The 23,995-nt window shown below is 72.4% G+C and carries 25 protein-coding genes, 1 tRNA gene, 1 other RNA gene and 1 pseudogene; 16 read left to right on the top strand and 12 right to left on the bottom strand.

The genetic code is table 11. The features are described from left to right. Nucleotides 1–52 precede the first annotated feature (52 nt). Entirely contained in the window at nucleotides 53–2,959 is a 2,907-nt protein-coding gene (secA, locus tag NLX85_RS06690) for a preprotein translocase subunit SecA (RefSeq protein ID WP_254332319.1), read from the top strand. A gap of 99 nt (nucleotides 2,960–3,058) precedes the next feature. Here the strand turns inward: secA and NLX85_RS06685 are convergent, their stop codons facing one another. Next, the gene (locus tag NLX85_RS06685; protein WP_254333671.1) at nucleotides 3,059–3,712 is read right to left on the bottom strand and encodes an Rv3235 family protein; all 654 of its coding nucleotides are present in this window, start codon (nucleotides 3,710–3,712) and stop codon (nucleotides 3,059–3,061) included. A 91-nt stretch (nucleotides 3,713–3,803) separates the two neighbouring features. Further along, nucleotides 3,804–4,031: a helix-turn-helix domain-containing protein gene (locus NLX85_RS06680; RefSeq protein WP_254332317.1), complete on the bottom strand. Its 228-nt coding sequence runs from the start codon at nucleotides 4,029–4,031 to the stop codon at nucleotides 3,804–3,806. A 209-nt stretch (nucleotides 4,032–4,240) separates the two neighbouring features. Between NLX85_RS06680 and NLX85_RS06675 the strand changes: the two genes are divergently transcribed. Beyond that, a complete protein-coding gene (locus tag NLX85_RS06675) occupies nucleotides 4,241–4,750 on the top strand; it encodes a hypothetical protein (protein WP_254332315.1) in 510 nt (169 codons plus the stop codon). Between the two features lie 12 nt (nucleotides 4,751–4,762). Here the strand turns inward: NLX85_RS06675 and NLX85_RS06670 are convergent, their stop codons facing one another. Next, nucleotides 4,763–5,773: a hypothetical protein gene (locus NLX85_RS06670; RefSeq protein ID WP_254332313.1), complete on the bottom strand. Its 1,011-nt coding sequence runs from the start codon at nucleotides 5,771–5,773 to the stop codon at nucleotides 4,763–4,765. A gap of 427 nt (nucleotides 5,774–6,200) precedes the next feature. On the opposite strand from NLX85_RS06670, the gene pruA reads away from it, so the two are divergent. The 10 genes from pruA (at nucleotide 6,201) to NLX85_RS06620 (ending at nucleotide 14,832) form a co-directional block, all read left to right on the top strand. After that, on the top strand, nucleotides 6,201–7,829 hold the full coding sequence (gene pruA, locus NLX85_RS06665) for an L-glutamate gamma-semialdehyde dehydrogenase (RefSeq protein WP_254332311.1): 1,629 nt from the start codon (nucleotides 6,201–6,203) through the stop codon (nucleotides 7,827–7,829). A 177-nt stretch (nucleotides 7,830–8,006) separates the two neighbouring features. Continuing rightward, a complete protein-coding gene (locus NLX85_RS06660; protein WP_154230130.1) occupies nucleotides 8,007–8,522 on the top strand; it encodes a PadR family transcriptional regulator in 516 nt (171 codons plus the stop codon). 45 nt (nucleotides 8,523–8,567) lie between these two features. After that, on the top strand, nucleotides 8,568–9,689 hold the full coding sequence (gene prfB / locus NLX85_RS06655) for a peptide chain release factor 2 (protein WP_189192756.1): 1,122 nt from the start codon (nucleotides 8,568–8,570) through the stop codon (nucleotides 9,687–9,689). 118 nt (nucleotides 9,690–9,807) lie between these two features. After that, nucleotides 9,808–10,488, top strand: coding sequence for a cell division ATP-binding protein FtsE (gene ftsE, locus NLX85_RS06650; RefSeq protein ID WP_013284225.1), 681 nt, complete (start codon nucleotides 9,808–9,810; stop codon nucleotides 10,486–10,488). A gap of 65 nt (nucleotides 10,489–10,553) precedes the next feature. Beyond that, on the top strand, nucleotides 10,554–11,429 hold the full coding sequence (gene ftsX / locus NLX85_RS06645; RefSeq protein ID WP_254332309.1) for a permease-like cell division protein FtsX: 876 nt from the start codon (nucleotides 10,554–10,556) through the stop codon (nucleotides 11,427–11,429). 113 nt (nucleotides 11,430–11,542) lie between these two features. Beyond that, nucleotides 11,543–12,022 carry an SsrA-binding protein SmpB gene (smpB, locus tag NLX85_RS06640; RefSeq protein ID WP_254332308.1) on the top strand — a complete coding sequence of 160 codons (480 nt, stop codon included), beginning with the start codon at nucleotides 11,543–11,545 and terminating at the stop codon, nucleotides 12,020–12,022. A 103-nt stretch (nucleotides 12,023–12,125) separates the two neighbouring features. Then, nucleotides 12,126–12,501: a transfer-messenger RNA gene (gene ssrA / locus NLX85_RS06635) on the top strand. Nucleotides 12,502–12,579: 78 nt separating this feature from the next. After that, complete coding sequence (locus NLX85_RS06630; RefSeq protein ID WP_254332306.1) at nucleotides 12,580–13,242, top strand: hypothetical protein; 663 nt, start codon at nucleotides 12,580–12,582, stop codon at nucleotides 13,240–13,242. A gap of 117 nt (nucleotides 13,243–13,359) precedes the next feature. Then, a complete protein-coding gene (locus tag NLX85_RS06625; RefSeq protein WP_254332304.1) occupies nucleotides 13,360–13,812 on the top strand; it encodes a hypothetical protein in 453 nt (150 codons plus the stop codon). A gap of 39 nt (nucleotides 13,813–13,851) precedes the next feature. Further along, entirely contained in the window at nucleotides 13,852–14,832 is a 981-nt protein-coding gene (locus NLX85_RS06620) for a hypothetical protein (protein ID WP_254332302.1), read from the top strand. A 3-nt stretch (nucleotides 14,833–14,835) separates the two neighbouring features. Here the strand turns inward: NLX85_RS06620 and mdlC are convergent, their stop codons facing one another. After that, complete coding sequence (gene mdlC, locus NLX85_RS06615) at nucleotides 14,836–16,431, bottom strand: benzoylformate decarboxylase (RefSeq protein WP_254332300.1); 1,596 nt, start codon at nucleotides 16,429–16,431, stop codon at nucleotides 14,836–14,838. 107 nt (nucleotides 16,432–16,538) lie between these two features. Further along, on the bottom strand, nucleotides 16,539–17,342 hold the full coding sequence (locus tag NLX85_RS06610; protein ID WP_254332298.1) for an S-methyl-5'-thioadenosine phosphorylase: 804 nt from the start codon (nucleotides 17,340–17,342) through the stop codon (nucleotides 16,539–16,541). A gap of 132 nt (nucleotides 17,343–17,474) precedes the next feature. Between NLX85_RS06610 and NLX85_RS06605 the strand changes: the two genes are divergently transcribed. Together NLX85_RS06605 and NLX85_RS06600 are read left to right on the top strand one after the other, a co-directional pair. Next, nucleotides 17,475–18,065 carry a YqgE/AlgH family protein gene (locus NLX85_RS06605; RefSeq protein WP_091259972.1) on the top strand — a complete coding sequence of 197 codons (591 nt, stop codon included), beginning with the start codon at nucleotides 17,475–17,477 and terminating at the stop codon, nucleotides 18,063–18,065. Nucleotides 18,066–18,155: 90 nt separating this feature from the next. Continuing rightward, a tRNA-Ala gene (locus NLX85_RS06600) sits at nucleotides 18,156–18,228 on the top strand. Between the two features lie 138 nt (nucleotides 18,229–18,366). On the opposite strand, the gene NLX85_RS06595 is transcribed toward NLX85_RS06600, so the two are convergent. The 5 genes and pseudogenes from NLX85_RS06595 to NLX85_RS06575 form a co-directional block, all read right to left on the bottom strand. Next, nucleotides 18,367–18,702: a YnfA family protein gene (locus NLX85_RS06595; protein ID WP_254332291.1), complete on the bottom strand. Its 336-nt coding sequence runs from the start codon at nucleotides 18,700–18,702 to the stop codon at nucleotides 18,367–18,369. Beyond that, nucleotides 18,699–19,004: a hypothetical protein gene (locus NLX85_RS06590; protein WP_254332289.1), complete on the bottom strand. Its 306-nt coding sequence runs from the start codon at nucleotides 19,002–19,004 to the stop codon at nucleotides 18,699–18,701. Before NLX85_RS06590 ends, NLX85_RS06595 begins: the two co-directional genes overlap by 4 nt. Beyond that, entirely contained in the window at nucleotides 18,988–19,437 is a 450-nt protein-coding gene (locus NLX85_RS06585) for a MerR family transcriptional regulator (protein WP_254332287.1), read from the bottom strand. The genes NLX85_RS06590 and NLX85_RS06585 overlap by 17 nt, the downstream gene beginning before the upstream one ends. Continuing rightward, nucleotides 19,434–19,790, bottom strand: a complete 357-nt coding sequence (locus tag NLX85_RS06580; protein WP_254332285.1) for a hypothetical protein — start codon at nucleotides 19,788–19,790, stop codon at nucleotides 19,434–19,436. The genes NLX85_RS06585 and NLX85_RS06580 overlap by 4 nt, the downstream gene beginning before the upstream one ends. 73 nt (nucleotides 19,791–19,863) lie before the next feature. After that, a pseudogene (locus NLX85_RS06575) lies at nucleotides 19,864–20,169 on the bottom strand (heavy metal translocating P-type ATPase); the annotation flags it as partial. Between the two features lie 18 nt (nucleotides 20,170–20,187). Between NLX85_RS06575 and NLX85_RS06570 the strand changes: the two are divergent. Both NLX85_RS06570 and NLX85_RS06565 read left to right on the top strand, forming a co-directional pair. Further along, nucleotides 20,188–20,541, top strand: a complete 354-nt coding sequence (locus NLX85_RS06570) for a metalloregulator ArsR/SmtB family transcription factor (protein ID WP_254332283.1) — start codon at nucleotides 20,188–20,190, stop codon at nucleotides 20,539–20,541. Between the two features lie 67 nt (nucleotides 20,542–20,608). Then, entirely contained in the window at nucleotides 20,609–20,950 is a 342-nt protein-coding gene (locus NLX85_RS06565) for a VOC family protein (protein WP_254332273.1), read from the top strand. 46 nt (nucleotides 20,951–20,996) lie between these two features. Here NLX85_RS06565 and NLX85_RS06560 read toward each other — a convergent pair whose 3' ends face one another. Both NLX85_RS06560 and NLX85_RS33255 read right to left on the bottom strand, forming a co-directional pair. Next, nucleotides 20,997–22,064, bottom strand: coding sequence for a glycerophosphodiester phosphodiesterase family protein (locus tag NLX85_RS06560; RefSeq protein ID WP_254332271.1), 1,068 nt, complete (start codon nucleotides 22,062–22,064; stop codon nucleotides 20,997–20,999). Between the two features lie 159 nt (nucleotides 22,065–22,223). Continuing rightward, on the bottom strand, nucleotides 22,224–23,995 hold a 1,772-nt coding region (locus NLX85_RS33255; RefSeq protein WP_305885013.1), incomplete at its 5' end, for a DUF4153 domain-containing protein.

Here is a 23,995-nt window from a genome sequence, read left to right as displayed (position 1 = left end):
CCGTGCCGGAGCGCCTACGATGGTTCGAGACTGTCTAGGGGAGCGTTGATCCGTGTCGATTCTGGAAAAGGTCCTTAGCGCTGGCGCGGGCCGCATGGTGCGTCGGCTCAAGGCCATCGCCGCCGCCGTCAACTCGATCGAGGACGACTACGTCAACCTCACCGACGACGAGCTGCGGGACATGACCGACCAGTTCAAGGAGCGGCTCGCCGACGGGGAGACCCTCGACGACCTGCTGCCCGAGGCGTTCGCGGTGTGCCGGGAGGCCGCCTCGCGGGTGCTCGGCCAGCGGCCCTACGACGTCCAGGTGATGGGCGGTGCGGCGCTGCACTTCGGCAACATCGCCGAGATGAAGACCGGTGAGGGCAAGACCCTCACCTCGGTCATGCCGGTCTACCTGAACGCGCTCGCCGGCAAGGGCGTGCACGTGGTCACGGTGAACGACTACCTGGCCGAGCGCGACGCCGCCTGGATGGGCCGGGTGCACGAGTTCCTGGGCCTCACCGTCGGCGTGGTGCTGCCCAACCGGCCGGCCAGCGAGCACCGGGCGGCCTACGAGTGCGACATCACCTACGGCACCAACAACGAGTTCGGCTTCGACTACCTGCGCGACAACATGGCCTGGTCGCGGGACGAGCTGGTCCAGCGCGGTCACTTCTTCGCGGTGGTCGACGAGGTCGACTCGATCCTCATCGACGAGGCCCGCACCCCGCTGATCATCTCCGGGCCGGCCGAGCACTCCGCCCGCTGGTACCAGGAGTTCGCCTCCGTGGTGGCCCGCCTCCAGCCCGGCACCGACGGTGAGGGCGACTACGAGGTCGACCACGCCAAGCGGACGATCGCCATCACCGAGCGCGGTGTCGCCAAGATCGAGGACCGGCTCGGCATCGACAACCTCTACGAGTCGGTCAACACCCCGCTCGTCGGCTACATGAACAACGCGATCAAGGCCAAGGAGCTCTACAAGCGCGACAAGGACTACATCGTCAGCGACGGCGAGGTCCTCATCGTCGACGAGTTCACCGGCCGCATCCTGCACGGCCGCCGCTACAACGAGGGCATGCACCAGGCGATCGAGGCCAAGGAGGGGGTGGAGATCAAGCAGGAGAACCAGACCCTGGCCACCATCACCCTCCAGAACTACTTCCGCCTCTACGAGAAGCTCTCCGGCATGACCGGCACGGCCCAGACCGAGGCGAGCGAGTTCAACAAGGTCTACAAGGTCGGCGTCGTGACCATCCCGACGCACCGGCCGATGGTCCGCCTCGACCGCGCGGACGTCATCTACAAGACCGAGAAGGCCAAGTTCAACGCCGTGGTCGAGGACATCGCCGAGCGGCACGAGCAGGGCCAGCCGGTGCTGGTCGGCACGGTCTCGGTGGAGAACTCCGAGATCCTCTCCCACATGCTGCGCCGCCGGGGCATCCCGCACTCCGTGCTGAACGCGAAGTTCCACGCCAAGGAGGCGGAGATCGTCGCCCAGGCCGGGCGCAAGGGCGCGGTCACCGTCGCCACCAACATGGCCGGCCGCGGCACGGACATCCTGCTCGGCGGCAACGCCGAGTTCCTCGCCGCCAACGAACTCCGCCAGCGCGGCCTCGACCCGGTCGAGCAGCCGGATGAGTACGCGAAGGCGATGGAGGAGATCCTGCCGAAGTGGAAGCAGGCCTGCGACGTCGAGGCGGAGGAGGTCGCCGCCGCCGGTGGCCTCTACGTGCTGGGCACCGAGCGGCACGAGTCGCGCCGGATCGACAACCAGCTGCGCGGTCGCGCCGGCCGGCAGGGTGACCCCGGCGAGTCCCGCTTCTACCTGTCGCTGCAGGACGACCTCATGAAGCGCTTCCGGGCCGGTGCCGTCGAGGCGGTGATGGAGCGCTTCAACATCCCGGAGGACGTGCCCATCGAGTCGAAGATGGTCACCCGCCAGATCAAGAGCGCGCAGGCCCAGATCGAGGGCCAGAACGCCGAGATCCGCAAGAACGTCCTCAAGTACGACGAGGTGCTCAACAAGCAGCGCCAGGTGATCTACGCCGAGCGTCTCCGGGTGCTCAACGGCGAGGACCTCTCCGAGCAGGTCCGCAACATGATCGACGACGTGGTCGACGCGTACGTGGTGGGCGCCACGAGCGACGGCTACGCCGAGGACTGGGATCTCGACCAGCTCTGGTCCAACCTCAAGCAGCTCTACCCGGTGGGCATCACCGTCGACGAGCTGGAGGAGGAGGTGGGCTCCCGGGCCGGCCTCGACCAGGACTTCCTGCTCGCCCGCCTCAAGGAGGACGCGCACGCCGCGTACGAACGGCGCGAGGAGACGCTCGGTGAGGAGGCGGTCCGCCAGCTGGAGCGGATGGTCCTGCTCCAGGTGATCGACCGCAAGTGGCGCGAGCACCTCTACGAGATGGACTACCTCCAGGAGGGCATCAGCCTGCGGGCGTACGCCCAGCGCGACCCGGTCATCGAGTACCAGCGCGAGGGCTTCGACATGTTCGCCACCATGATGGACGGCATCAAGGAGGAGACGGTCGGCTTCCTCTACAACCTGGAGGTCCAGGTCGAGGAGCCCGCGCCGGAGGCCGAGGAGGTCCAGCTGCTGGAGAAGCCGGTGGAGATCCGGGCCAAGGGTCTCAACCGTGCGCCGCAGCAGCAGGGGCTGCAGTACTCGGCGCCCTCGGTGGACGGCGAGGCCGGCCGCGGCGCCCCCGTGATCGAGCGCGCCGAGGAGCAGGCGCCGGCGCTGGGCATCGGCCGCCCCGAGACGTCGGAGCGCCCGGCCGCCGCCACCCCGCGCCGGTCGACGGCCGGGACGAGCGGCCAGGCGGTCGCGGCGAGCACCGCCCGGCGGGCCGCCCCCGGCCAGGTCGACGGCGCCGGCGAGGGCCCATCCCGCAACGCGCCCTGCCCGTGTGGCTCCGGCCGCAAGTACAAGCGCTGCCACGGCTCCCCCAACGGCGGCAACTGACCGCCCACCCCGCCCCGACACGACGGGCCCCGGCCACCGGCCGGGGCCCGTCCCCGTCCCCACCCTCGTGCCACCCGCCCGGATGGGCGGGGTGGTGGTTCAGAGGACCGTGAGGACGGTGCAGAGCCAGGTGCCGCGGCGGTGCTCCAAGCGCAGGGCGACCGCCCAGTTCGCCCCGCCCGCGCCGGCGAGCACGGCGGCGGCCTCGACCGCGCCCGCGCGGGGCTCGCAGACCCGCAGGCGACGGAGCTGGAGGACCGGTCGCGCGGCGCGGCGGCGTGCCGGGCCGACCCGGCGGGCGGCGCGGGTCAGCTCGGCGGCCACTCGGGCGGCGGCCTCGGGGAGGCAGAGCGGCCGGAGCTGTCCGGGTGGGCGGTAGCCGTTGACGATCTCCAGGAAGGTGCGGACGAACCGGTGCGCCGCCCGGGCCGCCTCGGGGGTCGCGGTCACGAGGGCGGCCGGTGGCGGGCCGGCGGAGCGCCCCGGACCGGTCGGCGCCGGCCGGATGTCGGCGGCCCGGCCGGTGGCCCGATCGAGCGAGCGACCGGGACGGCGGGTCGGGCGGTCGGCGGCGCGGCCGGCGGGCCGGTCGAGGTCCCGGCGCGCGTCGAAGAGGTCGAGCGCGAGCTGGTCGACGCTGCCCCAGGCGTCGCCCCAGGCCGGGTCCTGATCGGTGCAGGGCCGGTCGAGCGGCGGGGCGGGCCTCAGCCGGACCGGGGGACGCGGCGCCAGCGGGCGGCGGGTGTCGACCATCCTCAACCCCTGTTCCTTGCGTTTGCCTTCGTTTGCCTCCGACAGGTTTCCATCTTCGGGTAGGACAATGCCGACCGTCAATACCGGTTGTTCACTCCGCGTCGCGGTCGGTGAGCGGGTTGCCGCGTACCCAGTCGGCGGTCTCGGCGTACTTGCGCTCGATGTACTCCTCCAGCCGGGCGCGCTCGACCCGCCACTGGCCCCGGCCGCCGATCTTGATGGCGGGCAGCTCGCCGCTGCGCACCATGTGGTAGACCTGCGAGTCCGAGACATTCAGCTCGGCGGCCACGTCGGACAGCAGCAGGAACCTCGGCTCCACGGTGACTCCCACAGTTCGCTTCGTTTGCCTCAGTTTGCCATCAGGAGCGCGGTCGCCCCAGGCCCGCCACGGCGAATCCGGCCGGGGGACACACCGGCGCGGAACTTCTCCCCCGGCGGGTGCGAGGTGTATGACGGTCACGGCGTACGGCATGATCGGCGCCCGGAGCCGGCGTCCGCCGGCCGGAGCCTGAGGGCGGGGAGAGACCGGTGACCGACGAGCTTGTCCGGGTGTACGTGCCGGCGACCGTCCCCATGCTGGCCCGGCTGCGCGAGGAGGGCCTGGCCGGCGGGGAGGCGCACGCGGTCACCCCGGAGCTGCGCGAGTGGTACGCCGAGGGCGACGAGGAGGAGTTGGAGTACGTCGCCTTCACCCGGGCCGCCCAGGAGGCGCTGCTGCTGCTCCGGGCCGATCCGGGCGCGCCCCGGCGGCGGGTCGTCGTCTCGGTGGACCTGCCGGTGCACGCGGTCGGCCGGATCGGCGGCGAGCTGGGGTCCAGCGTGGTGCGCCTCTCTGGACCGGTGCCGGTGAGGTCCGTGGCCGCGATCCACGTGGACGGCGCGGAGGCCGCCGAGGACGTGGCCGCCGCCGCCGAGGTGGTGGCGGAGGCGCAGGCCGGCGATCCGGACGCCCAGTTCACCGTCGACGGGGCCGAGGACCACGAGCTGGAGTGGTACGACGTGACCGAGCTGGACCTGCTGCTGCGCGAGGTTTCCTGACCCCCGCAGGGCTCAGGAGTCGGACTCGTCCCCGTCCTCCACGGCGCGCGGGCCGAGGGTGCGGCCGAACAGGATGAGCGCGGTGAGCGCCCCCACGAAGAGCACCCAGATGCCGTTGTCCACCCGTGAGGTGCCGAGCGCCGTCTGGGCCACCTGGTCCGCCTCGCTGAGTGCGGCGGCCAGGTCGAGCAGCCCGCGCCCGCCGATCCGGATGATCACCTCGGTGAGCAGCAGGAGCAGGCCCGCGCCGGCACCGGCCATCAGGTACCCCGGCCAGCGCACCTGCGCGGCGGCGCCGTCCCGCCGCGCGGCGCGGCGGCGGGCCCAGGCCAGGTAGAGGTACGCCACCAGGCCGGCGATCAGCCCGGCGAGGAGCGACTCGGTGCGGGACACCCACTTCGCGGCGTCGAGCATCGACTGTTGGGTGTCCCCGGCGCCGAACAGGTCGGAGAGCGGGTCCCGGGCGCGGCTGAACACAACCACGAAGACCTGCGCGGCGAGCGTGGCGGCGGCCAGCCCGCCGACCACCCGGGCGTTGCGCGCCCCGGCCATCGCCCCGCCGATGATCGCCGCCGCGGCCGTCGTGCCGGCGATGGTGTTGGTGGTCGCGTTGTCGGCGTACGTCAGGTTGACCGCCACGGCGGCTGCGAGCCCGACCAGCAGGCCGGCGCCGACGGCGGCCAGGAAGCGCAGGGTGGCCCGGCCCAGCCGGTTGGTCGCCGCCAGGGCGACCGCGGCGCCGGCCACCAGGGCGGCGGTGATCACGCCGGGCAGGGCGTACGCGGAGAGGCTGATCGCGGTGACCCCGGCCGCGGCCGAGGTGATCGCCGCCCGGGTGGACCAGAGCATGGCGGCCAGCCAGCCGAGCGACAGCACGGCCAGCACCAGGGCGCCGGGCGCGTGCGCGAGAGGGCTCCCGGCGGGCGCGGCCTCGACGGTCCCGTCCGAGGGGGACCCGACCGTCGGCTCGGTGGCGGGCTGGTCCGGCTCCGCGGCCGTGGAGCTGCCGGGCTGCTTGCTCATCGTCTCCCTCTCGACGGACGCCGGATCGGCCGCGACGGCCGGGCAGGTCACCGGTCATCCAGCGTACGCGGCCCTCCCGGTCCCCCTCCGGACCCGGTTGTCCGGTCCTGTCGATCTTGAATCGGGGCTCGGTGCTCGCACCTCGTCCGGTGACGGATCGCAGGCAGAGCGTGGGCCGTGCCGAGGATTCGTCGGGGGCGGGCGGCTTGTCGCCTACGGTCCGGTGTGCGGTGGTGCGTCCGGGTGCGCCGACGGAGGCGGCCGGAACCGGGGCGGTGGAGGCGGGGCCGGGCCCCTCGCATGGAAGAATTGGCCGAGGTCCCGCCGCCGCGACCGGTCCGCCGCGCGGTGCCCGGCACCCGGCCTCCCGGCCGGCGCCCGCGGGCCCCAACTCGCCACCGCCGTCGAGATCGCACAGGAGCCTGTGATGGACGCCGTGTTCTCCGTACCCGAGCCGCGCAACGAGCCGGTCCACACCTACGAGCCCGGCAGCGCCGAGCGGGAGCGGCTCCAGCGGCGGCTGGCCGACCTGGCCGCCGAGCGGATCGACCTGCCGATGACCATCGCCGGCGAGCAGCGGATGGCCGCCGGCGACCCGATCGACGTGGTCCAGCCGCACAAGCACGCCCACGTGCTCGGCGTGACCGGCCACGCCACCCACGACGACGCCCGCGCCGCCGTCAAGGCCGCCAAGGACGCCGCGCCGATGTGGCGGGCGCTGCCGTTCGAGGAGCGGGCGGCGATCTTCCTGCGCGCCGCCGACCTGCTCTCCGGGCCCTGGCGGGACACCCTCAACGCGGCCACCATGCTGGGCCAGTCCAAGACCGTGGTCCAGGCCGAGATCGACGCGGCCTGCGAGCTGATCGACTTCCTCCGGTTCAACGTCTACTTCGCCCGCAAGCTCCTGGCGGAGCAGCCGATGTCCTCGCCGGGCGTGTGGAACCGCTTCGACCACCGGCCCCTGGAGGGCTTCGTCTACGCGGTCACCCCGTTCAACTTCACGGCGATCGCCGGCAACCTGCCCTCCGCGCCGGCCCTGCTCGGCAACACCGTGGTCTGGAAGCCGGGCCCGACCCAGCAGTTCGCGGCCCACTTCACCATGCGGCTGTTCGAGGCGGCCGGCCTGCCGCCCGGCGTGATCAACATGGTCACGGGGCGCGGCGAGGAGGTCTCCGACGTCGTGCTCGCCGACCCGGACCTGGCCGGCATCCACTTCACCGGCTCCACCAAGGTCTTCCAGCACCTGTGGAAGACCGTCGGCGACAACATCGGCCGCTACCGGGGCTACCCCCGGCTGGTCGGCGAGACCGGCGGCAAGGACTTCGTGGTGGCGCACACCAGCGCCGACGTGGACGCCCTGCACACCGCGCTGATCCGGGGCGCCTACGAGTACCAGGGCCAGAAGTGCTCGGCCGCCTCGCGGGCGTACATCCCCCGGTCGATCTGGGAGGGCGGGCTGCGCGACCGGCTGGCCGCCACCGCCGAATCGCTCACCTACGGCGACGTCACCGACTTCAGCAACTTCGGCGGCGCGGTGATCGACGACAAGGCGTTCGGCCGGCACACCGCCGCGCTGGAGCTGATCAAGGGTGACGACAGCTGCCGGGTCCTGGCCGGCGGCACCGCCGACGACTCGGTCGGCTACTTCGTCCGGCCGACCCTCTTCGAGTGCTCGGACGCCGCGCACGAGACCTTCACCACGGAATACTTCGGCCCGATCCTCGGCGTGCACGTCTTCGACGACGCCCGCTTCGACCAGGTGGTCCACCAGGCCGAGTCGATCGCGCCGTACGCGCTGACCGGGTCGATCTTCGCGAACGACCGCCGGGTGGTCGACCAGGTGGCGGAGAAGATGCGGTACGCGGCCGGCAACTTCTACATCAACGACAAGCCGACCGGCGCGGTGGTCGGGCAGCAGCCGTTCGGCGGCGCCCGGGCCAGCGGCACCAACGACAAGGCGGGCTCCTGGCACAACCTGGTCCGCTGGATGTCGCCGCGGACGATCAAGGAGACCTTCGTCCCGCCGACCGACCACGGCTACCCGCACATGGGCTGACCTGCGTGACGGTCGCCGGTGGCGCACGCAGCGTCACCGGCGACCGGCCGGCCGGGGGAGGGCCCGGGCGTCCCCGGCGGACTGTCGTCCGCCGACAGTGCACATCGGACCAGCCAACGGGTGGCTAAAACGGCAAATCGTGGACGCCAGGTCCGACAAAGTGGCAGCTTAGAGGGCATGGCGGAATCCGGAGTCAACCCGACGGCGGCGGCCCTGCTGGGCCTGCTGCACGACGGCCCGATGACAGGCGGCCAACTCATGGCCGCCGCCGAGCGCCGGCTGGCGCCGTACTGGTCGATGACCCGCAGCCAGGTCTACCGGGAGCTTCCCGTCCTGGCCGAGAAGGGTCTCGTGCGGCTGGGCAAGCCCGGGCCGCGGTTGAGCCAGCCGTACGCGATCACGGCGGCCGGGAAACGGACATTTTCCCGCTGGCTGGCGGAGAACCCCGGCCGGGACACCATCCGTAACCCGATAGCGCTGCGGATCGCCTTCGGCGGCCTGCACTCGGCGAGCCAGCTCAAGAACCTGTACGCCTCGGCGAACGAGTACCACACCGAGGCCCTGGCGGCGGTGCGCGAGCAGGTCAAGAACGCCAAGAAGGAGGGTGACAACTACGACGCCAGCGCGCTGGAGTTCGCCGTCGCCTACCACCGGGCCGCGCTGTCCTGGCTCAAGAGCGCACCGGTCGGCTGACCACCTGCGCCGGACCGGCCAGCATAGGCAGTAGGCTTGTCTGTCGTGACCGCTGCCGATTATGCCGAACAGCTCAAGGAACTCGACGCCACCCTACGCAACATCGAGGCGGTGCTCGACCTCGACAAGCTGCGCGAGCAGAAGGCCCGCCTGGAGCAGGAGGCCTCCGCGCCGGACCTGTGGGACGACCAGGCCAAGGCGCAGCAGGTGACCTCGCAGCTGTCGTACGTCAACGGCGAGATCTCCAAGCTCGGCACCCTCCGCTCCCGCCTCGACGACGCCGGGGTGCTGCTGGAGCTGGCCCAGGCCGAGTCCGACCCCGGCACCCTGGTCGAGGTGGAGTCGGAGATCACCGGGCTGACCAAGGCCATCCAGGAGATGGAGGTCCGCACCCTGCTCTCCGGCGAGTACGACTCCCGGGAGGCGCTGGTCGCCATCCGGGCCGGCGCCGGCGGCGTGGACGCGGCGGACTTCGCCGAGATGCTGCTCCGGATGTACCTGCGCTGGGCCGAGCGGCACGGCTACCCGACCGAGGTCTACGAGACCTCGTACGCCGAGGAGGCGGGCCTCAAGTCGGCCACCTTCACGGTCAAGGTGCCCTACGCCTTCGGCACGCTGAGCGTGGAGTCCGGCACCCACCGGCTGGTCCGGATCAGCCCGTTCGACAACCAGGGCCGCCGGCAGACCAGCTTCGCCGGCGTCGAGGTGCTTCCGGTGGTGGAGCAGACCGACCACATCGAGATCCCCGAGAACGAGATGCGGATCGACGTCTACCGCTCCTCCGGCCCGGGCGGGCAGAGCGTCAACACCACCGACTCGGCGGTCCGGATCACCCACATCCCGACCGGCATCGTGGTCACCTGCCAGAACGAGAAGTCCCAGCTGCAGAACAAGGCCTCCGCGCTGCGGGTGCTCCAGGCCCGGCTGCTGGAGCGCAAGCGGCAGGAGGAGCAGGCCAAGCTCCAGGGCCTGAAGACCGACGCCGCCGGCTCCTGGGGCGACCAGATGCGCTCGTACGTTCTGCACCCTTATCAGATGGTGAAGGATCTGCGGACCGAGCAGGAGACGGGCAATCCGTCCGCGGTCTTCGACGGCGAGCTGGACAGCTTCATCGAGGCGGGTATCCGCTGGCGGAAGCAGCAGCAGCTCACCGCTGACGGTGCGTGATCGATCTCGGACGCAGCGCGTCATCGATCTCTGTCTGACCGGCTGAATCGATGACGCGACTCGCTTCGGAGGGGCGGGGGGCTTGGCTCTCCGGTTACACCGCGTAGACTCTCGACCCGTGATTCAGCTTGAGCAAGTGACGAAGACGTACCCGAAGGCGTCCCGGCCTTCGCTCGACAACGTGTCCGTCTCGATCGAGAAGGGCGAGTTCGTCTTCTTCATCGGTCCATCCGGCTCCGGCAAGTCCACGATCATCAAGTTGCTGCTGCACGAGGTCACCCCCAACAAGGGGCGGGTCGTCGTCAACGGCAAGGACGTCACGTCGATGCGTTCCTGGAAGCGACCCCACTTCCGGCGTTCCATCGGCTGTGTCTTCCAGGACTTCCGCCTCCTGCCGAACCGCACCGCCTACGAGAACGTGGCGTTCGCGCTGGAGGTGATCGGCAAGACCAAGGCGGTCGCCCGCCGGGTCGTGCCGGAGGTGCTGGAGCTGGTCGGGCTCGGTGGGAAGGAGCACCGCTACCCCCACGAGCTGTCCGGTGGTGAGCAGCAGCGGGTCGCGGTGGCCCGGGCGTTCGTGAACCGGCCGCTGATCCTCCTGGCGGACGAGCCCACCGGAAACCTGGACCCGGACACCTCGATCGAGATCATGCGCCTGCTGGACCGGATCAACCGCACCGGCACGACCGTCGTGATGGTCACGCACGACTCCAACATCGTGAACCAGATGCGCCGCCGCGTCATCGAGATCGAGAGCGGCCGCATCGTGCGCGACCAGGCCCGCGGCGTCTACGGCTGAGCCGCTGACGATCCGCTGACCCTGACGACGAACACCTCACGCCGGAGAGCCGGAGGAATATCCCGATGCGGATGAAGTACGTCCTGTCCGAGGTACTGGTCGGACTGTGGCGCAACGTCACCATGACCCTCGCCATGATCATCACCATGGCGGTGTCGCTGTTCATGCTGGGCGGCAGCGGCCTTCTGTACCAGAAGGTCGGCGACATGAAGGACCTCTACTACGAGAACGTCCAGGTCTCGATCTTCCTGAAGACCGACGTCAACGAGCAGCAGCGGACCGACCTCGAGACCAAGCTCAAGGCCGACCCGATGATCAAGGACGTCACGTACGTCAACAAGGACGAGGCGTACAAGCGCTTCCAGCAGATGTACGCCGACGCGCCCGACCTGGTGAACGCGGTCAAGCCCGACCAGCTCCCCGAGTCGTTCCGGCTCACGCTGGTCAACCCGGAGCAGTACAAGAAGATCTACGACGAGTACAAGACCTCCGAGGGCATCGACACGATCGTCGACCAGAGCAAGCTGCTCGACAAGGTCTTCGGCGTGCTCAGCGGCTTCCAGAACGGGGCGCTGGTCATCGCGATCGTGATGGCGATGGCCGCCCTGCTGCTGGTCGCCAACACCATCCAGGTGGCCGCGTACAGCAAGCGGCGTGAGGTCGCGGTCATGAAGCTGGTCGGCGCCTCCAACTGGTTCATCCAGGCGCCGTTCGTGCTGGAGGCGGTGGTCGCCGGTCTGATCGGCTCGATCCTCGGCCTGGTCGCGCTGATCGCCCTGAAGGTGCTCGCGGCAGGGAGTTCGATGGCGGCCCTGGAGGGCCTAATCACCCCGATCTCCTGGTCCGAGATCTTCCTGACGTTCCCGCTGATGGCCGCCGTCGGTGGCCTGGTCAGCGCGGTGACCGCCTGGGTCACGCTCCGCTTCTACCTGCGCGTCTAGCTCCACCGCACGGCTCTCCGAGGGCCCTCCCGCGCGGAATAAACCGCGCGGGAGGGTCCTTGTGTTTCCGGTAGCATGATCCGCGCTCCGCGATCGGAAGGGAGGTGGCGCCGATGCCACGGGAAAAGGGTCGCAAGGTGGTCGCCTCCAACAAGAAGGCGCGGCACGACTACGCCATCCTCGACACGTACGAGGCGGGCATGTCGTTGACCGGCACCGAGGTCAAGTCGCTGCGGGCCGGGCGGGCGTCGCTTGTCGACGCGTTCGCACAGGAACGTGACGGCGAGCTCTACCTGCACGGCATGCACATCCCCGAGTACACCCAGGGCACCTGGACCAACCACGAGCCCCGGCGTACCCGGAAGCTGCTGCTCAAGCGGCTGGAGATCGACCGGCTGATCGGCAAGACCAGGGAGAGCGGCCTCACCATGGTGCCGTTGCAGGTCTACTTCTCCGACGGCTGGGCGAAGGTGGAGATCGGCCTGGCCAAGGGTAAGAAGTCGTACGACAAGCGCCAGGACCTGGCCAAGCGGGACGCCGACCGGGAGATCGCCCGGGTGGTGGGCCGGCGCGGCAAGGGCATGAGTGAGTGAAACGTCCGGTTCGTCCGGCAGCCGGCTTCCGGCCGGCCTCGGAATGAATCCGGTTGCGCCAGGCGTTAGGCTTGGTGTTGCTGCCGACAGGGCAGCCCGTCGAGGGGGTGACTGGTTTCGACTTCGTACGTTGCGGCAGGGGAAGCGAGCCGAGGAAGCCGACGTCGTCTCGAGAATCGTTCGTCGGAAACCAATAAGCGCCAAGAACAATCGCGCTGACTTCGCTCTCGCCGCCTGAGGCGAGTAGCAAGTCTGTCGGCCTGGGAGCGCCTTCGACCCAGTTAGCCGGCATCAGCTAGAAGGCTGGCCAACCGGACCCGGTCGCGGGGTCCGTGCGGCGAGATTAATCAGCGACTGGGCCCGTCACACCGACTCGCTCGCGTGATCGGAGGGGCCGAGTAGAGGCACAGCGAGCTGCGCTCGGAGAAGCCCTGACAAGGCGGCGAAGGACCCGGGTTCGATTCCCGGCACCTCCACCACCTGACCTGTGCGCCCCGGTCCACCGGACCGGGGCGCACAGTCGTGTCCGGGCCCGGTCGGGCTCTAGGCTGCCGCCTGTGACGAACGAGCGGATCCGACTCTCCGTCGGCGCGGCGTCCGGCCCGCGCGCCGTGGCCGCCGTGGTGGGTGTCCTCTTCACCGCCGTCGGCGCGGCCTTCGTGCTGCTGCCGATGGTCGCCGACGGCCTGCTGCGCCGGGTCACCGGCTTCGGCGACCCGGTGCCCTCGTACGACGACGTCCGCGACCTGCCGCCCGAACTGCTCCCGCCCGACCTGCACGACGGCGCCACCGCCGCGCCCGCGCCGCTGCGCTGGGCCGGACTCTGCGGCCTGCCGTTCGTCCTGCTCGGGCTCTACCTGGTGCTGCGGGTGCTGTGCACGGCCGCCTGGCTGGACGGGACCCGGGCCTCGGTCCGGGGCGCGCTGGGCACCCGCACCGTCGACCTGGCCACCGCCGAGGTGCGCGGCGGCGCGGTCGCCCACCGGATCGGCGACGACGGGGTGGTGCGGGTGCCCACGCTGATCGCCCGGGACCGGGACAGCGGCCGGCGGGTCACCATCCCGTTGCAGGGCCCCGGGCTGGGCAGCCTGCCCCCGGCCGAGCTGCGGGCGCTCGCCGACGCGATCGCCGCTGGCCGGCCGGACCAGGGCCGGGACGCCGACGCGCACGCCCTCGCCGGCCGGCTGCGCAGCATGGCGGCCGATCCGCTGGGGCTCTAGAGGCCGGTGGGGTCGAAGGGGCGGAAGGGGCAGATGAGGCGCCCGCCCCTCCTGGACAGGTCGGGTGACCGGGTTCACCATCGCTGTACGCGGTAGCGCAGCAGCGCGGGAGGTGCCATGGTCACCAATCCGATCCAGCAGCCGTCCACCGTCACCGCCGTGCCCCTGCCGCGGCCCGCCCACCCCGGCGACGTGCACGCCCTCGCCCGGGCGCTCGCCGCGGCACCGGCGGAGCCGCGCTGGCGGGAGCACCTGATCGGCCGCCTCGGCCCGGTCCGGCAGGGCTTCGCCGAGCACGTCCGGGTCACCGAGGGGCCGGCCGGCCTCTACGCCGAACTGCTCCACCAGGCGCCCCGGCTCGACCGTGGCGTACGCCTGCTGGCCGGCGAGCACACCGCCATCGCGGCGGCGATCGCCGCGCTCCAGCACGCGGCACGGCTCCCCGCGGTGCCCGCCGAGGAGTTGCGGGAGCAGGTCCGGAACCTGCTGCGGGCGCTCGACCGGCACCGGCAGCGCGGCGCGGACCTGCTCTGGGAGGCGTACCAGGCCGACCTGGGCGGGGAGAACTGATCCGGGGAACCGGTCGGGGGAGCGTCGCGTCCAACCGGCATGCGTCGCCACCTCGCCCTGCTCGGGCTGCCGCTCCTGGTCCTGGCCGGCTGCGCCGCGCCCGGCGCCGACCCGGCCGGCCCGCCGGCCGCCGGCCCGAGCGGTCCGTCGGCCTCCGGCCCCGACCACCGCTGGGAGGCGTTCGGCCAGCGGGCCACCGAGGTGGCCGACGCGTGGCGCCCCGGCCCCGCCTGGCGCAGCGGGTACGTCCCGCTCGACGAGGCCACCGTGCTGGTCGGCGACCCCGGCTTCACCGACGAGACGAAGCAGGCCTTCCTCAACGGCTGGTACCGGGACCAGATCGACCTGCCGGCCGCCCGCCCCGCCGACGGGACGATCCGCTTCCCGGACGGCACGCTGCGGGTCCCGCTGGTCAGCGCCGCCGAGGCGTACGCCCAGCTGGACCAGGGCGACCCGCCGCCGTGCGACGGGCGGCCGATGGCCCCGGCGCCGCGGCCCAAGGGTGGCCCGACCGTCGAGCCCGGCCCCGACGGGCCGGTCGCCACCCAGGCGGCCAGTCCGTGCGTGCCGCTGACGGTCACCGGGGCGAAGCTGGGCAGCGCGTCGGTGCGGACCAGCCGGGGCGAGGCCACCGTGCCCGCCTGGCTGTTCACCGTGGAGGGGCTCCGGGCGCCGGTGGCCCGTCTCGCCGTCGCGCCGAGCGCGGTCGGCACGGCGCCGGTGGGGACCGCGCCGAGCCGCCCGGTGGACGACGGGATCGTGGCGGCCCTCGACCTGCGGGCGGTGACCGGTAACCGGGTCGACTACCGGGTCGGGACCGGGGCCTGCGACAGCGAACCCACGCCGCTGGTGCTGGAGCGGGACGACGTGGTGGTGCTCGGCGGCGGGGTGGTCCGCTCGACCGGACCGTGCACGATGCAGCTCGTGATGAAGCCGGTGAGCGTCACGCTCAAGGCACCCCTCGGCGACCGCACCGTGCTCGACGTGGCCAGCGGCACCCCGCTCGTCGTGCGCCGCTGACCGTTAGAGGATCCGCGGCACGTCGGTGCTGATCGGCACCGGCAGCACGGTCGGCCGGTCGGCGGCGAGCGCGGCGGCCAGCGCCGGGCCGAGCCGGTCCGGCGACTCCACCACCTCGGCCGCGCAGCCGTAGCCGCGCGCCACCGCCATGACGTCCAGGCCGGGCAGGTCCAGCGCCGGCACCCCGGGCGTGTGCTTCAGGTCGGCGAACGCCTTGAGGATCGCGTACTGCCGGTTGACCGGGACCACGACGGGGAGCGGCAGGCCGAGCCGCGCGGCGGTCCACAACGCCTGCACCGAGTAGTGGAACGAGCCGTCGCCGATCACCGCGACCACCGGCCGGCCGCGCCCGGTGTCCCGCTCGGCCAGCGCGATGCCCACCGCCGCCGGCAGGCCGAACCCCAGGCCGCCGCTGGCCATCGTGAAGTACGACCGGGGCCGGTCGATCCGCAGCCGGCGGCGCAGCGCGGCCAGGTTGGACGGTGACTCCTGCACCAGCACCCCGTCGGCCGGCCACTGCCCGGCCAGCGCCGCGAAGACGGCGTCGGCGCTCGGCGGGTCGGTGGCCTCCGGCGGCGCCGGGGCGTCCCGCGCCGGCGGCGGGGGCCGGTCCGCCGGCGGCAGCAGCTCCACGAGCCCGTCCATGGCCAGCCCGGCGTCGCCGAGCAGGCTCTCCCCGACCGGGGCGCGTGCCGCCTCGTCCGGGTCGTCGGTGACGTGCAGCAGCCGGGCGTCGGCGGGCAGGTAGTCGCCCGGCACGTGCGGGTAGTAGCGGAACACCGGCGCCCCGACCACCAGCACCGCGTCGTGGCCGCGCAACGCCTCGGCCAGCGGCCCGATCGCGTACGGCAGGACGCCCCGGAACTGCGGGTGGCCCTCGGGGAAGACGGCCCGCTCCGGCGCCGGGGCGGCCCAGACCGGGGCGGCCAGCCGTTCGGCCAGCGCCACGGCGGCCGGCCAGGCGTCGGCCCGGTCCACCGCCGCGCCGAGCACCAGCGCCGGGGCGCGCGCGGCGGCCAGGGTGTCGGCGAAGCCGCGCAGCCGGTCCGGGTCCGGCGCGATCCGGGTGGCCACCGTCCGCACCTGCGGCGGCGGGTCGGCGGGTTGGCTCCAGTCGTCCATCGGCAGGGAGAGGAAGACCGGCCCGGCGGGGGGCTGCACCGCCGAGGCGTACGCCCGCATGAAGGCCGCCGGGACGTCCTGCGCGCGGGCCGGCTCGTGCGCCCACTTGACGTACGGCTGGACCAGCTCGATCGCCCGGGGGCTGGCCAGCCGGGGCTCGATGAGCAGCATCTCCCGGGTCTGCTGGCCGGCGGTGACGATCAGTGGCGTCTTGTTGTGCCACGCGGTGACCAGGTTGCCCATGCCGTTGCCGATGCCCGGGGCGGTGTGCAGGTTGACGTGCGCGGGACGGCCGGTGGCCTGCGCGTAGCCGTCGGCCATGGCCATCGCCGAGGCCTCCTGCAGGGCGTGCACGTAGCGGAAGTCGGCCGGGAAGTCCGCGAGGAAGGGTTCCTCGGTGGAACCGGGGTTGCCGAACACGGTGGTCAGGCCCAGCGTGCGGAGCAGGTCGTAGGTCGTGTCGCGGACCGTTGCCATCGCCGGCTCCTCCCGTCCCCCGCGTGCCGGGAGACGGCCCGGTGATCAGTGTCCCGACCAGCCGAATCTATCGGGCCGAGGCCGACTTTTCGGGCGCTTCCCGGCGCTCAGGGCAGCGGGAACGGAAGCTTGATCCCGTCCAGCGCCCGCCCGCAGGGGCAGTCCCGCTCGGCGGGCAGCGCGGCGACCGCGTCCAGCAGCACCCCGCGCAGCCGGTCGGTGTTCTCCCCGAAGACCCGGAAGACCTCCTCCTGGGTGACCGACCCGCCCGCCTCGACGCCGGCGTCCAGGTCGGTGACCAGGGCGATCGAGGTGTAGCAGAGGGCCAGTTCGCGGGCGAGCACCGCCTCCGGGTGCCCGGTCATGTTGACCACCGTGCCGCCGATCGAGGCGAACCAGCGCGACTCCGCCCGGGTGGAGAAACGGGGCCCCTCGACCACCACCACCGTCCCGCCGTCCACCGCCGGCACGCCCCGCCCGGCCGCCGCGTCGAGCAGCGTGCGCCGCCCGACCGGGCAGTACGGGTCGGCGAACGACACGTGCACCGCGCCGTGGTCGTAGTAGGTCTGCGTGCGCCCGCTGGTGCGGTCGACGAGCTGGTCCGGCACCACGAACGTGCCCGGGCCCAGCTCCGGCCGCAGCCCGCCGACCGCGCAGGGCGCCAGCACCTGGCGTACGCCCAGGGAGCGCAGCGCCCAGAGGTTGGCCCGGTAGGGGATCAGGTGCGGCGGGTAGCGGTGGTCGCGCCCGTGCCGGGGCAGGAACGCCACCCGCCGGCCCGCCACCTCGGCGATCGTGACCGGGTCCGACGGCGCGCCGTACGGCGTCTCCAGCACGTGCTCGGTGGCGCCGTCGAGGAGGGCGTAGAGGCCCGACCCGCCGATCACCGCCAGTTCGGCCGTAGCCGCCATCCGGGCCTCCCTCAATTCCGTCGCGATCACCCGCCGGTCAGACCTTAGCCAGCGGGCGGACCGCAAGCTATGGTGCCTTGCATGGCGTTGACAGCGCGGCTGGTCGCGGCGTACGGCTGACGGGTGTCGGACATGCAGGGTGAGGGACAGGCGATCGGTGGCCGAGCCATGGATTCCATGACCGGGCGGCTGCTGGTCGCGACGCCTGCGCTGAAGGACCCGAACTTCGACCGCACGGTCGTGCTGCTCGTCGCCCACGAGCCCGGCGGCGCCCTCGGCGTGGTGCTGAACCGGGCCACCGAGGTCCCGGTGGCCGACGTCCTGGGCGACTGGAGCGACCTGGCCCGACACCCCGCGGTGCTCTTCGAGGGCGGTCCCGTGCAGCCCGACTCGGCGATCTGCCTGGCCCGGATGCGTCACCCGATCAAGCCGGTGAAGGGCTTCCACCGGGTCTCCGGCGCGGTCGGCACCATCGACCTCTCGGTCGACCCGGAGAAGCTGCGCGACGCCGTGGGCGGGATCCGGGTCTTCGCCGGCTACTCGGGCTGGGGCGCCGGTCAGCTGGAGCGGGAGATCGAGGACGGGTCCTGGTTCGTGCTCGACGCCCTCCCGGGTGACGCCTTCGTCGACCGCCCGGACGATCTCTGGCCGATGGTGCTGCGCCGGCAGGGCGGCATGATGGCGGCGGTCGCCCACTTCCCGCCGGATGTGGCCCTGAACTGAGCCGCCGGCCGGGGGTACCCCCGCGAGATGACCATGCCGACCGGCGTGTGTATAGTTCTCTCCGTGCCCGGGCGACCGGGGACACCGCAAGGGGCCGTGGCGCAGCTGGTAGCGCACCACACTGGCAGTGTGGGGGTCAGGGGTTCGAGTCCCCTCGGCTCCACCCTTAGCGATCAGGGCGTTCGTCAGCGATGACGGACGCCCTTCGTCGTATCCCGAGCCGAAGGTGGTCCCAGGCTGAGGGCGCCGACGCCTGCGGGTGCGAGCCCGGCTGCTCCAGCCAGGCGAAGTGATCACGTGGTCAGCTGGCCCGTGGGGCGTACATGATCACGGCGACGCCGACGAGGCAGATGGCGGCGCCGACGACGTCGTAGCGGTCGGGGCGGAACTTGTCGACGACCATGCCCCAGGCGAGGGAGCCGGCGACGAAGATGCCGCCGTAGGAGGCGAGGATACGGCCGAAGTTCGGGTCGGGCTGGAAGGTGGCGACGAAGCCGTAGAGCCCGAGCGCGATGACTCCCGCGGCGATCCAGAGCAGCCCGCGATGTTCCCGCCAGCCCTGCCACACCAGCCAGGCCCCGCCGATCTCGGCCAGAGCGGCGATGACGAACAGCAGGATCGAGCGGGCAACCGTCATGCGTCGGACCCTATCTTCACCACCTCGCGGTCCTTCCGGTCACGCTGGCCGCAGGAGCAGGTGCCGCCGGGGCAGCGGGTGTGGCGGCGTCTGCCGGCCCACCACCAGGACACGCCGGCGAGCACGGCCAGGGCGACGGCGACGCCGGGCAGGAAACGGTTGACCGCGGCCCATCCGGCGCCCCCGAGGATCCCGGCGGCGAGCAGCGTCGGCACCACGCAGCAGGCGGCGCAGGCCGCTCCGGCGAGGCCCGTCATGCCGGAGGGAAGCAGGCGGCGCAGCCGGTCAGCAGGTGCCGGCACGGTCGTTCCTCCCGGCGAGTTCGGCGAACGGCAGGGGGCAGCAGGAACTGCCGGCGCAGGCGACAAGGTCGTCGCAGCCGGCCGAGATGGCGGCGCGCAGGGTGTCGCGGATGACGGTGAGGTCGGCCAGCTTCTGCTCCACCTCGACGAGCTTCTCCCTGGCCCGCACCTGGAGGCCGCTGTCGGATCGGCCGCGGTGCCTGTGCCGGCCGGCGTCGAGCAGGTCGGCAACCTCGTCGAGGGTGAAGCCGAGGCGCTGCGCGGTCTTGATGACCCGCAGGAGGGTGACGGTGTCGGCCGGGTAGAGCCGGTGGCCGCCGGGGGAGCGCCGCGGGGCGGCGAGAAGTCCCCGGCGCTCGTAGTAGCGCAGCGTCTGGAGGTTGACCCCGGCCGCGCCGGCGAGCTGGCCGCTGCGGAGCCCCGATTCGCTCATCGCGGGCCCGCCGCTGACACGGCACGGCCGGCGAGGCCATCGAGCACGTCCACGTGGGCCGCGGGCACCCGAACGTCCAGCGTCAGCGCATCCGGGCCGGACCGGGAGATGGCAAAGGCGAAGAACGAGCAGCACGAGGACTCCCGGGCGGTCAGGTCCCGTGCTGCCTCCTCGACCTGCGCGCCTCCGGCGAGGTGCAACCGCAGATGCTGCGCGGAGACTCGGTCGGCACCCCGTACCGCCTCGCGGAAGAACTGATCGAACTCGGCGAGCCGCAGTGGCCGTTCAGCCGTCGGCAGGGTGCAGGCATCCGGCGCCCAGGAGTCATCGGTTGTTACTTGTCCGTCGTTCATTCTCCGACGGTAAGCCTGTACCTGGGTATCGGATGCAAGCCCGAGGTGGTCGGTGAACCGATGCCTGACCCTCTTATCTGGTTTTCCGCCAGGCGGATCGGCGGAGGAGTCGGAGCCCGTTGAGGCCGACGATGACGGTGGAGCCTTCGTGCCCGGCGACGCCCAGGGGGAGGGGCAGGTGGCCGATGAGATCCCAGGTCACGAGGACGACGATGAAGGCCGCGGCGATCAGGAGGTTGGCCTTGACCACTCGGCGGGCTCGCCGCGACAGGGCGATCACGGCGGGCAGGGTGCTGAGGTCGTCGCGTACGAGCACGGCGTCAGCGGTCTGCAGGGCGAGATCCGATCCCTGGCGGCCCATCGTCACACCGAGGTCGGCGGCGTGCCCACCTTCCAGATGCCCAACGACGAACAGGTCCACCTGGCCGCCGAGGGCTTCCGGCTGCTCGCCGACCCGACCCGAATCAAGATCCTCTGGGCGCTGCTCCAGGGCGAGTCGTCGGTGGCCTGCCTCGCGGAACTGGTCGGAGCCAGCCCCACCGCCGTCAGTCAGCACCTCGCCAAACTGCGCCTCGCCGGCCTGGTCAAGGGACGCCGGGAAGGCACCTTCGTGCACTACTCCGCGGCCGACAGCCACGTACGGGCCCTGCTCGCCGAAGCCCTCTTCCACGCCGACCACGCGGACAACCCGGACTCACACGACGACCTGCCGCACGTGCACGAGCCGAGGCCGGCAGCCGGCCCCCGTTGACAGGCGTCCGCCGCGCCGGCCGTCTTCCGCCCGAGGTCATGTCGGTGATCAGTGGCAGCATGGCCTCATGACCGTAGATCTGTTCGCCGGCCTGCCCGTCCGTGACTACCGCGCGGCGGCGGCCTGGTACGAGCGGCTCCTCGGCGCCCCGCCCTCGTTCCTGCCGAACGACACCGAGGCGGTGTGGGAGCTCGCCGAGCACCGGTACCTGTTCATCGAGGTGCGGCCCGACCACGCCGGGCACGCCATGCACACCGTCTTCGTCGACGACTTCGACGCCCGCCTCGCGCAGATCGCCGAGCGCGGCCTGACGCCGGCCGAGCGGGAGACCTACGACAACGGCGTCCGCAAGGCCATCTTCCGCGACCCGGACGGCAACGAGATCGGCTTCGGCGGCGGCCCGGCCTGACCGGGCCGGGAGGCGTCCGCCCGCGGGACGGACGCCTCCACGGGATTCAGCGCGGCTGGTACGCCTTGGGCAGGCGCATGCCCCGCTCGGCCATGAGCTGCCGGACCCGGTCCGGGTAGTTGGTGATGATCCCGTCGACACCCAGGTCCATCAGCGCCGCCACGGTGGCCGGGTCGTCGCAGGTCCACGGCACGACCTTCAGGCCGCGGGCGTGCGCGTCGGCGATCATCTTCGGGTCCGGGTAGAAGCGGAAGGCCGGGTCGGCGACGGTGCCGTTCTGCGGGAAGCCGTAGTTGGGGGAGAGGGTGGTCACGCCGGGGATCGCCGCGGCCGCCCGGACGAAGTCGCCACCGAAGTCGTCCGCGTCCAGGCCGCCCAGCCAGGGCGAGGCGCCGGGCCTGCCGACCTGGAGGAAGTCGTAGTTGGTCAGCGCCACGAGCGGCCACCGCGGCGCGAGCCGGTGCATCACCCGCAGCGCGCCCCAGTCGAAGGACTGGATGGTGACCTGGTCCTCGATGCCCGAGGCGCGGATCTCCTCGAAGACCCGGCGGACGAACAGCTCGCGCGGGGCGGTCTGCTCGGGCGCCCCGGCCTCCACCTTCGTCTCGATGTTCAGCGTGATCTGGTGGGCGCGCCAGGTCTTCACCAGGTCCAGCACGTCCCGCAGCTCGGCCATCCGGACCCCGGCGACCTGCTCCTGCTCCGGGAAGCCGGGCAGCTGCTGGTAGCCGCAGTCCATGGTCTTGATCTGGGCCAGGGTCAGATCCTTGATGTACTTCCCGACGTACGGGTACATCGGGTCGCCCGGGGTCACCGGCCCGGTGTCGCGGCACTTCTGCGCGCTGACCTGCCGGTCGTGCGTGACGACCACCTTCTCGTCCCGGGTGACCTGGGTGTCCAGCTCCAGCGTGGTGACGCCGAGGCGCATGGCCTTGGCGAAACCGGCCAGGGTCTCCTCGGTGGTCAACCCGATCCCGCCCCGGTGCGCCTGGAGGTCGAAGTGGGTCTTCTGCGGCAGCACGCCGGGGCCGGCGACGGGGGCCGCGTGGGCGGCCGTCGGCACGGCCAGCACCGCCCCGGCGGCCAGCACCGTCATGAGCTGACGGACGGACATGGGAAAACCTCCGCTACCTCGGTTGACGTTCGCGCAGCCGAAGCTAGGTGCGGGGTCGGTGTCCGTCGTGGCCCTGACGTGAGGGGGCGGTGAACGTTCGCGGACGGGCAGGATGCGCCGCCGGCCGGGCCACGGCGTTCCGCGGCCCGGCCGGCGACGTCACCGGGTACGGCGGGACTTGGGCAGGTCGAACTGGTCGGCCCGGCGGCAGTCCTTCGGGCCGCCGATCGCGTCCGGCCCGACCCGGTCGAGGGCCTGGCGGGCCCGGTACCGGCCCAGGTTCCAGGCGTACCAGGGGTCGGACTCCTCGAGGTCGTCGGCGATCCAGCTCAGCGTGCACCGGCGGACCGGGTCGGGGAGTTCGGTCAGCGCGGGCGTGGCGTCGGCGGAGAGCGCGCGCAGGTACCAGGCGTCGATCTTGCCGGTCTGCTCGTACCGGAGGATGTTGCGCTTCGCCGCGTAGTCCTCGGGGTTCAGCACGGCCAGGCCGAGCAGCATGGCCACGGCCAGCGCCACCGTGGTGCCCGGGATCCACCGGCCCTGCCACCGCACACCCGCCGCCAGGATCATGAGGAAGACCGCGCCGAGCAGCAGCTCGAACGCCATCACGAAGATCCGCTCGCCGGTGAAGCTGTAGACCTTCTGGTACGTCCACATCCGGGACAGCGCCGACACGACGATCACCACGCTGAGCGCGCTGAGCAGGCCCAGCAGGACGCGCAGCAGGTGGCGCTCGACCGGCCGTTCGCGGCTGGCCCAGCGGCTCACCCCGCCCAGCACGGCCAGGGTCAGCAGGGTGACGAAGAGGAGCTGCCAGAAGCCGCTGCGGGCGTACTCGGAGTAGCTGAGGCCGGCGACCTTCTGCACGTGCCGCTGGCCGCCGAAGAGCACGGTGAACTGCACGATCACGAAGCCGACGAAGAGCAGCGTCAGCGCCCCGATGGCCGGCGCCCACTCCAGCGCGCCGAGCCGGCGGCTGCTCGGCCGGTCCACGGTGGACAGGTCGGGCGGGGCGGCCAGGGTGTAGACGGCCGCGACCGCGATCAGCCCGCCGACCGCGGCCAGGAAGATCCAGCGGAACACCGTACCGATGTTGATCTCGGGGACGATGGCCGTCAGCACCTCGGAGAAGGCCGCGTCGGCCGAGGAGAGCAGGCTGCCGAAGACCAGCAGCACCAGCACGGTGGCGACCACCGAGCCGGTGACCTTGCGGACGGTCCCGGCCTCCGGGGAGGCGGTGACGTGCCGGCGCACCCAGGGCAGGCCGCGGAAGGCCGCGAACGGCGTGGCGACCAGGCCGAACAGGATCGAGCGGACCAGCCGGCCGCCGACGATGGCCAGGGTGGCGCAGCCCAGGGCGCCGAGCACGCAGAACGTCACCAGCCACCACGCGTTGCGGAAGGCCAGCACGGCCAGCAGGACCAGCGCCGCAGCGGCCCACCCGCCGCGGATCAGCCGCTCGGTGCGGGGCAGTTCGGCGGTACGCCGGCGCACCGCGACCAGCACGCCGAGGGTCAGCGCGAGCCAGCCCAGGAACCAGCCGATGCCGACCCGGCTCAGTGGCACGAAGAACGCGGTGCCGAGCGCGCCGGCCAGCACGGAGAGGGGGACCGCGCGGCCGGTGGCCTGCTTCGGGCCCGGCCAGCGCGCGCCGAGGAACGAGGTCCGGGGCGTCCGCGGCCGGGGCGTCCAGACGGTGTCGGGCGCGTAGCCGCCCCAGGGCTGCGGCCCGTGGACCGCCCCCGGATAGGGCGGCGCGGCGACCGGCGGGGCCGGGACGACGCCGGGCGGCGCTGCCGGCGTGCCGGTCGTCGCCGCAGCGGCGGTCGGGGCCGCGGTGCTCGCCGGTCCGGTGGTCGGGGCCGCGGTGCTCGCCGGTCCGGTGGTCGGGGCCGCGGTGCTCGCCGGTCCGGTGGTCGGGGCCGCGGTGC

This window comes from Micromonospora sp. A3M-1-15 (assembly GCF_024213425.1).
Lineage (GTDB): Bacteria > Actinomycetota > Actinomycetes > Mycobacteriales > Micromonosporaceae > Micromonospora > Micromonospora chersina.
This window is presented reverse-complemented; position numbering and strand designations above follow the sequence as displayed.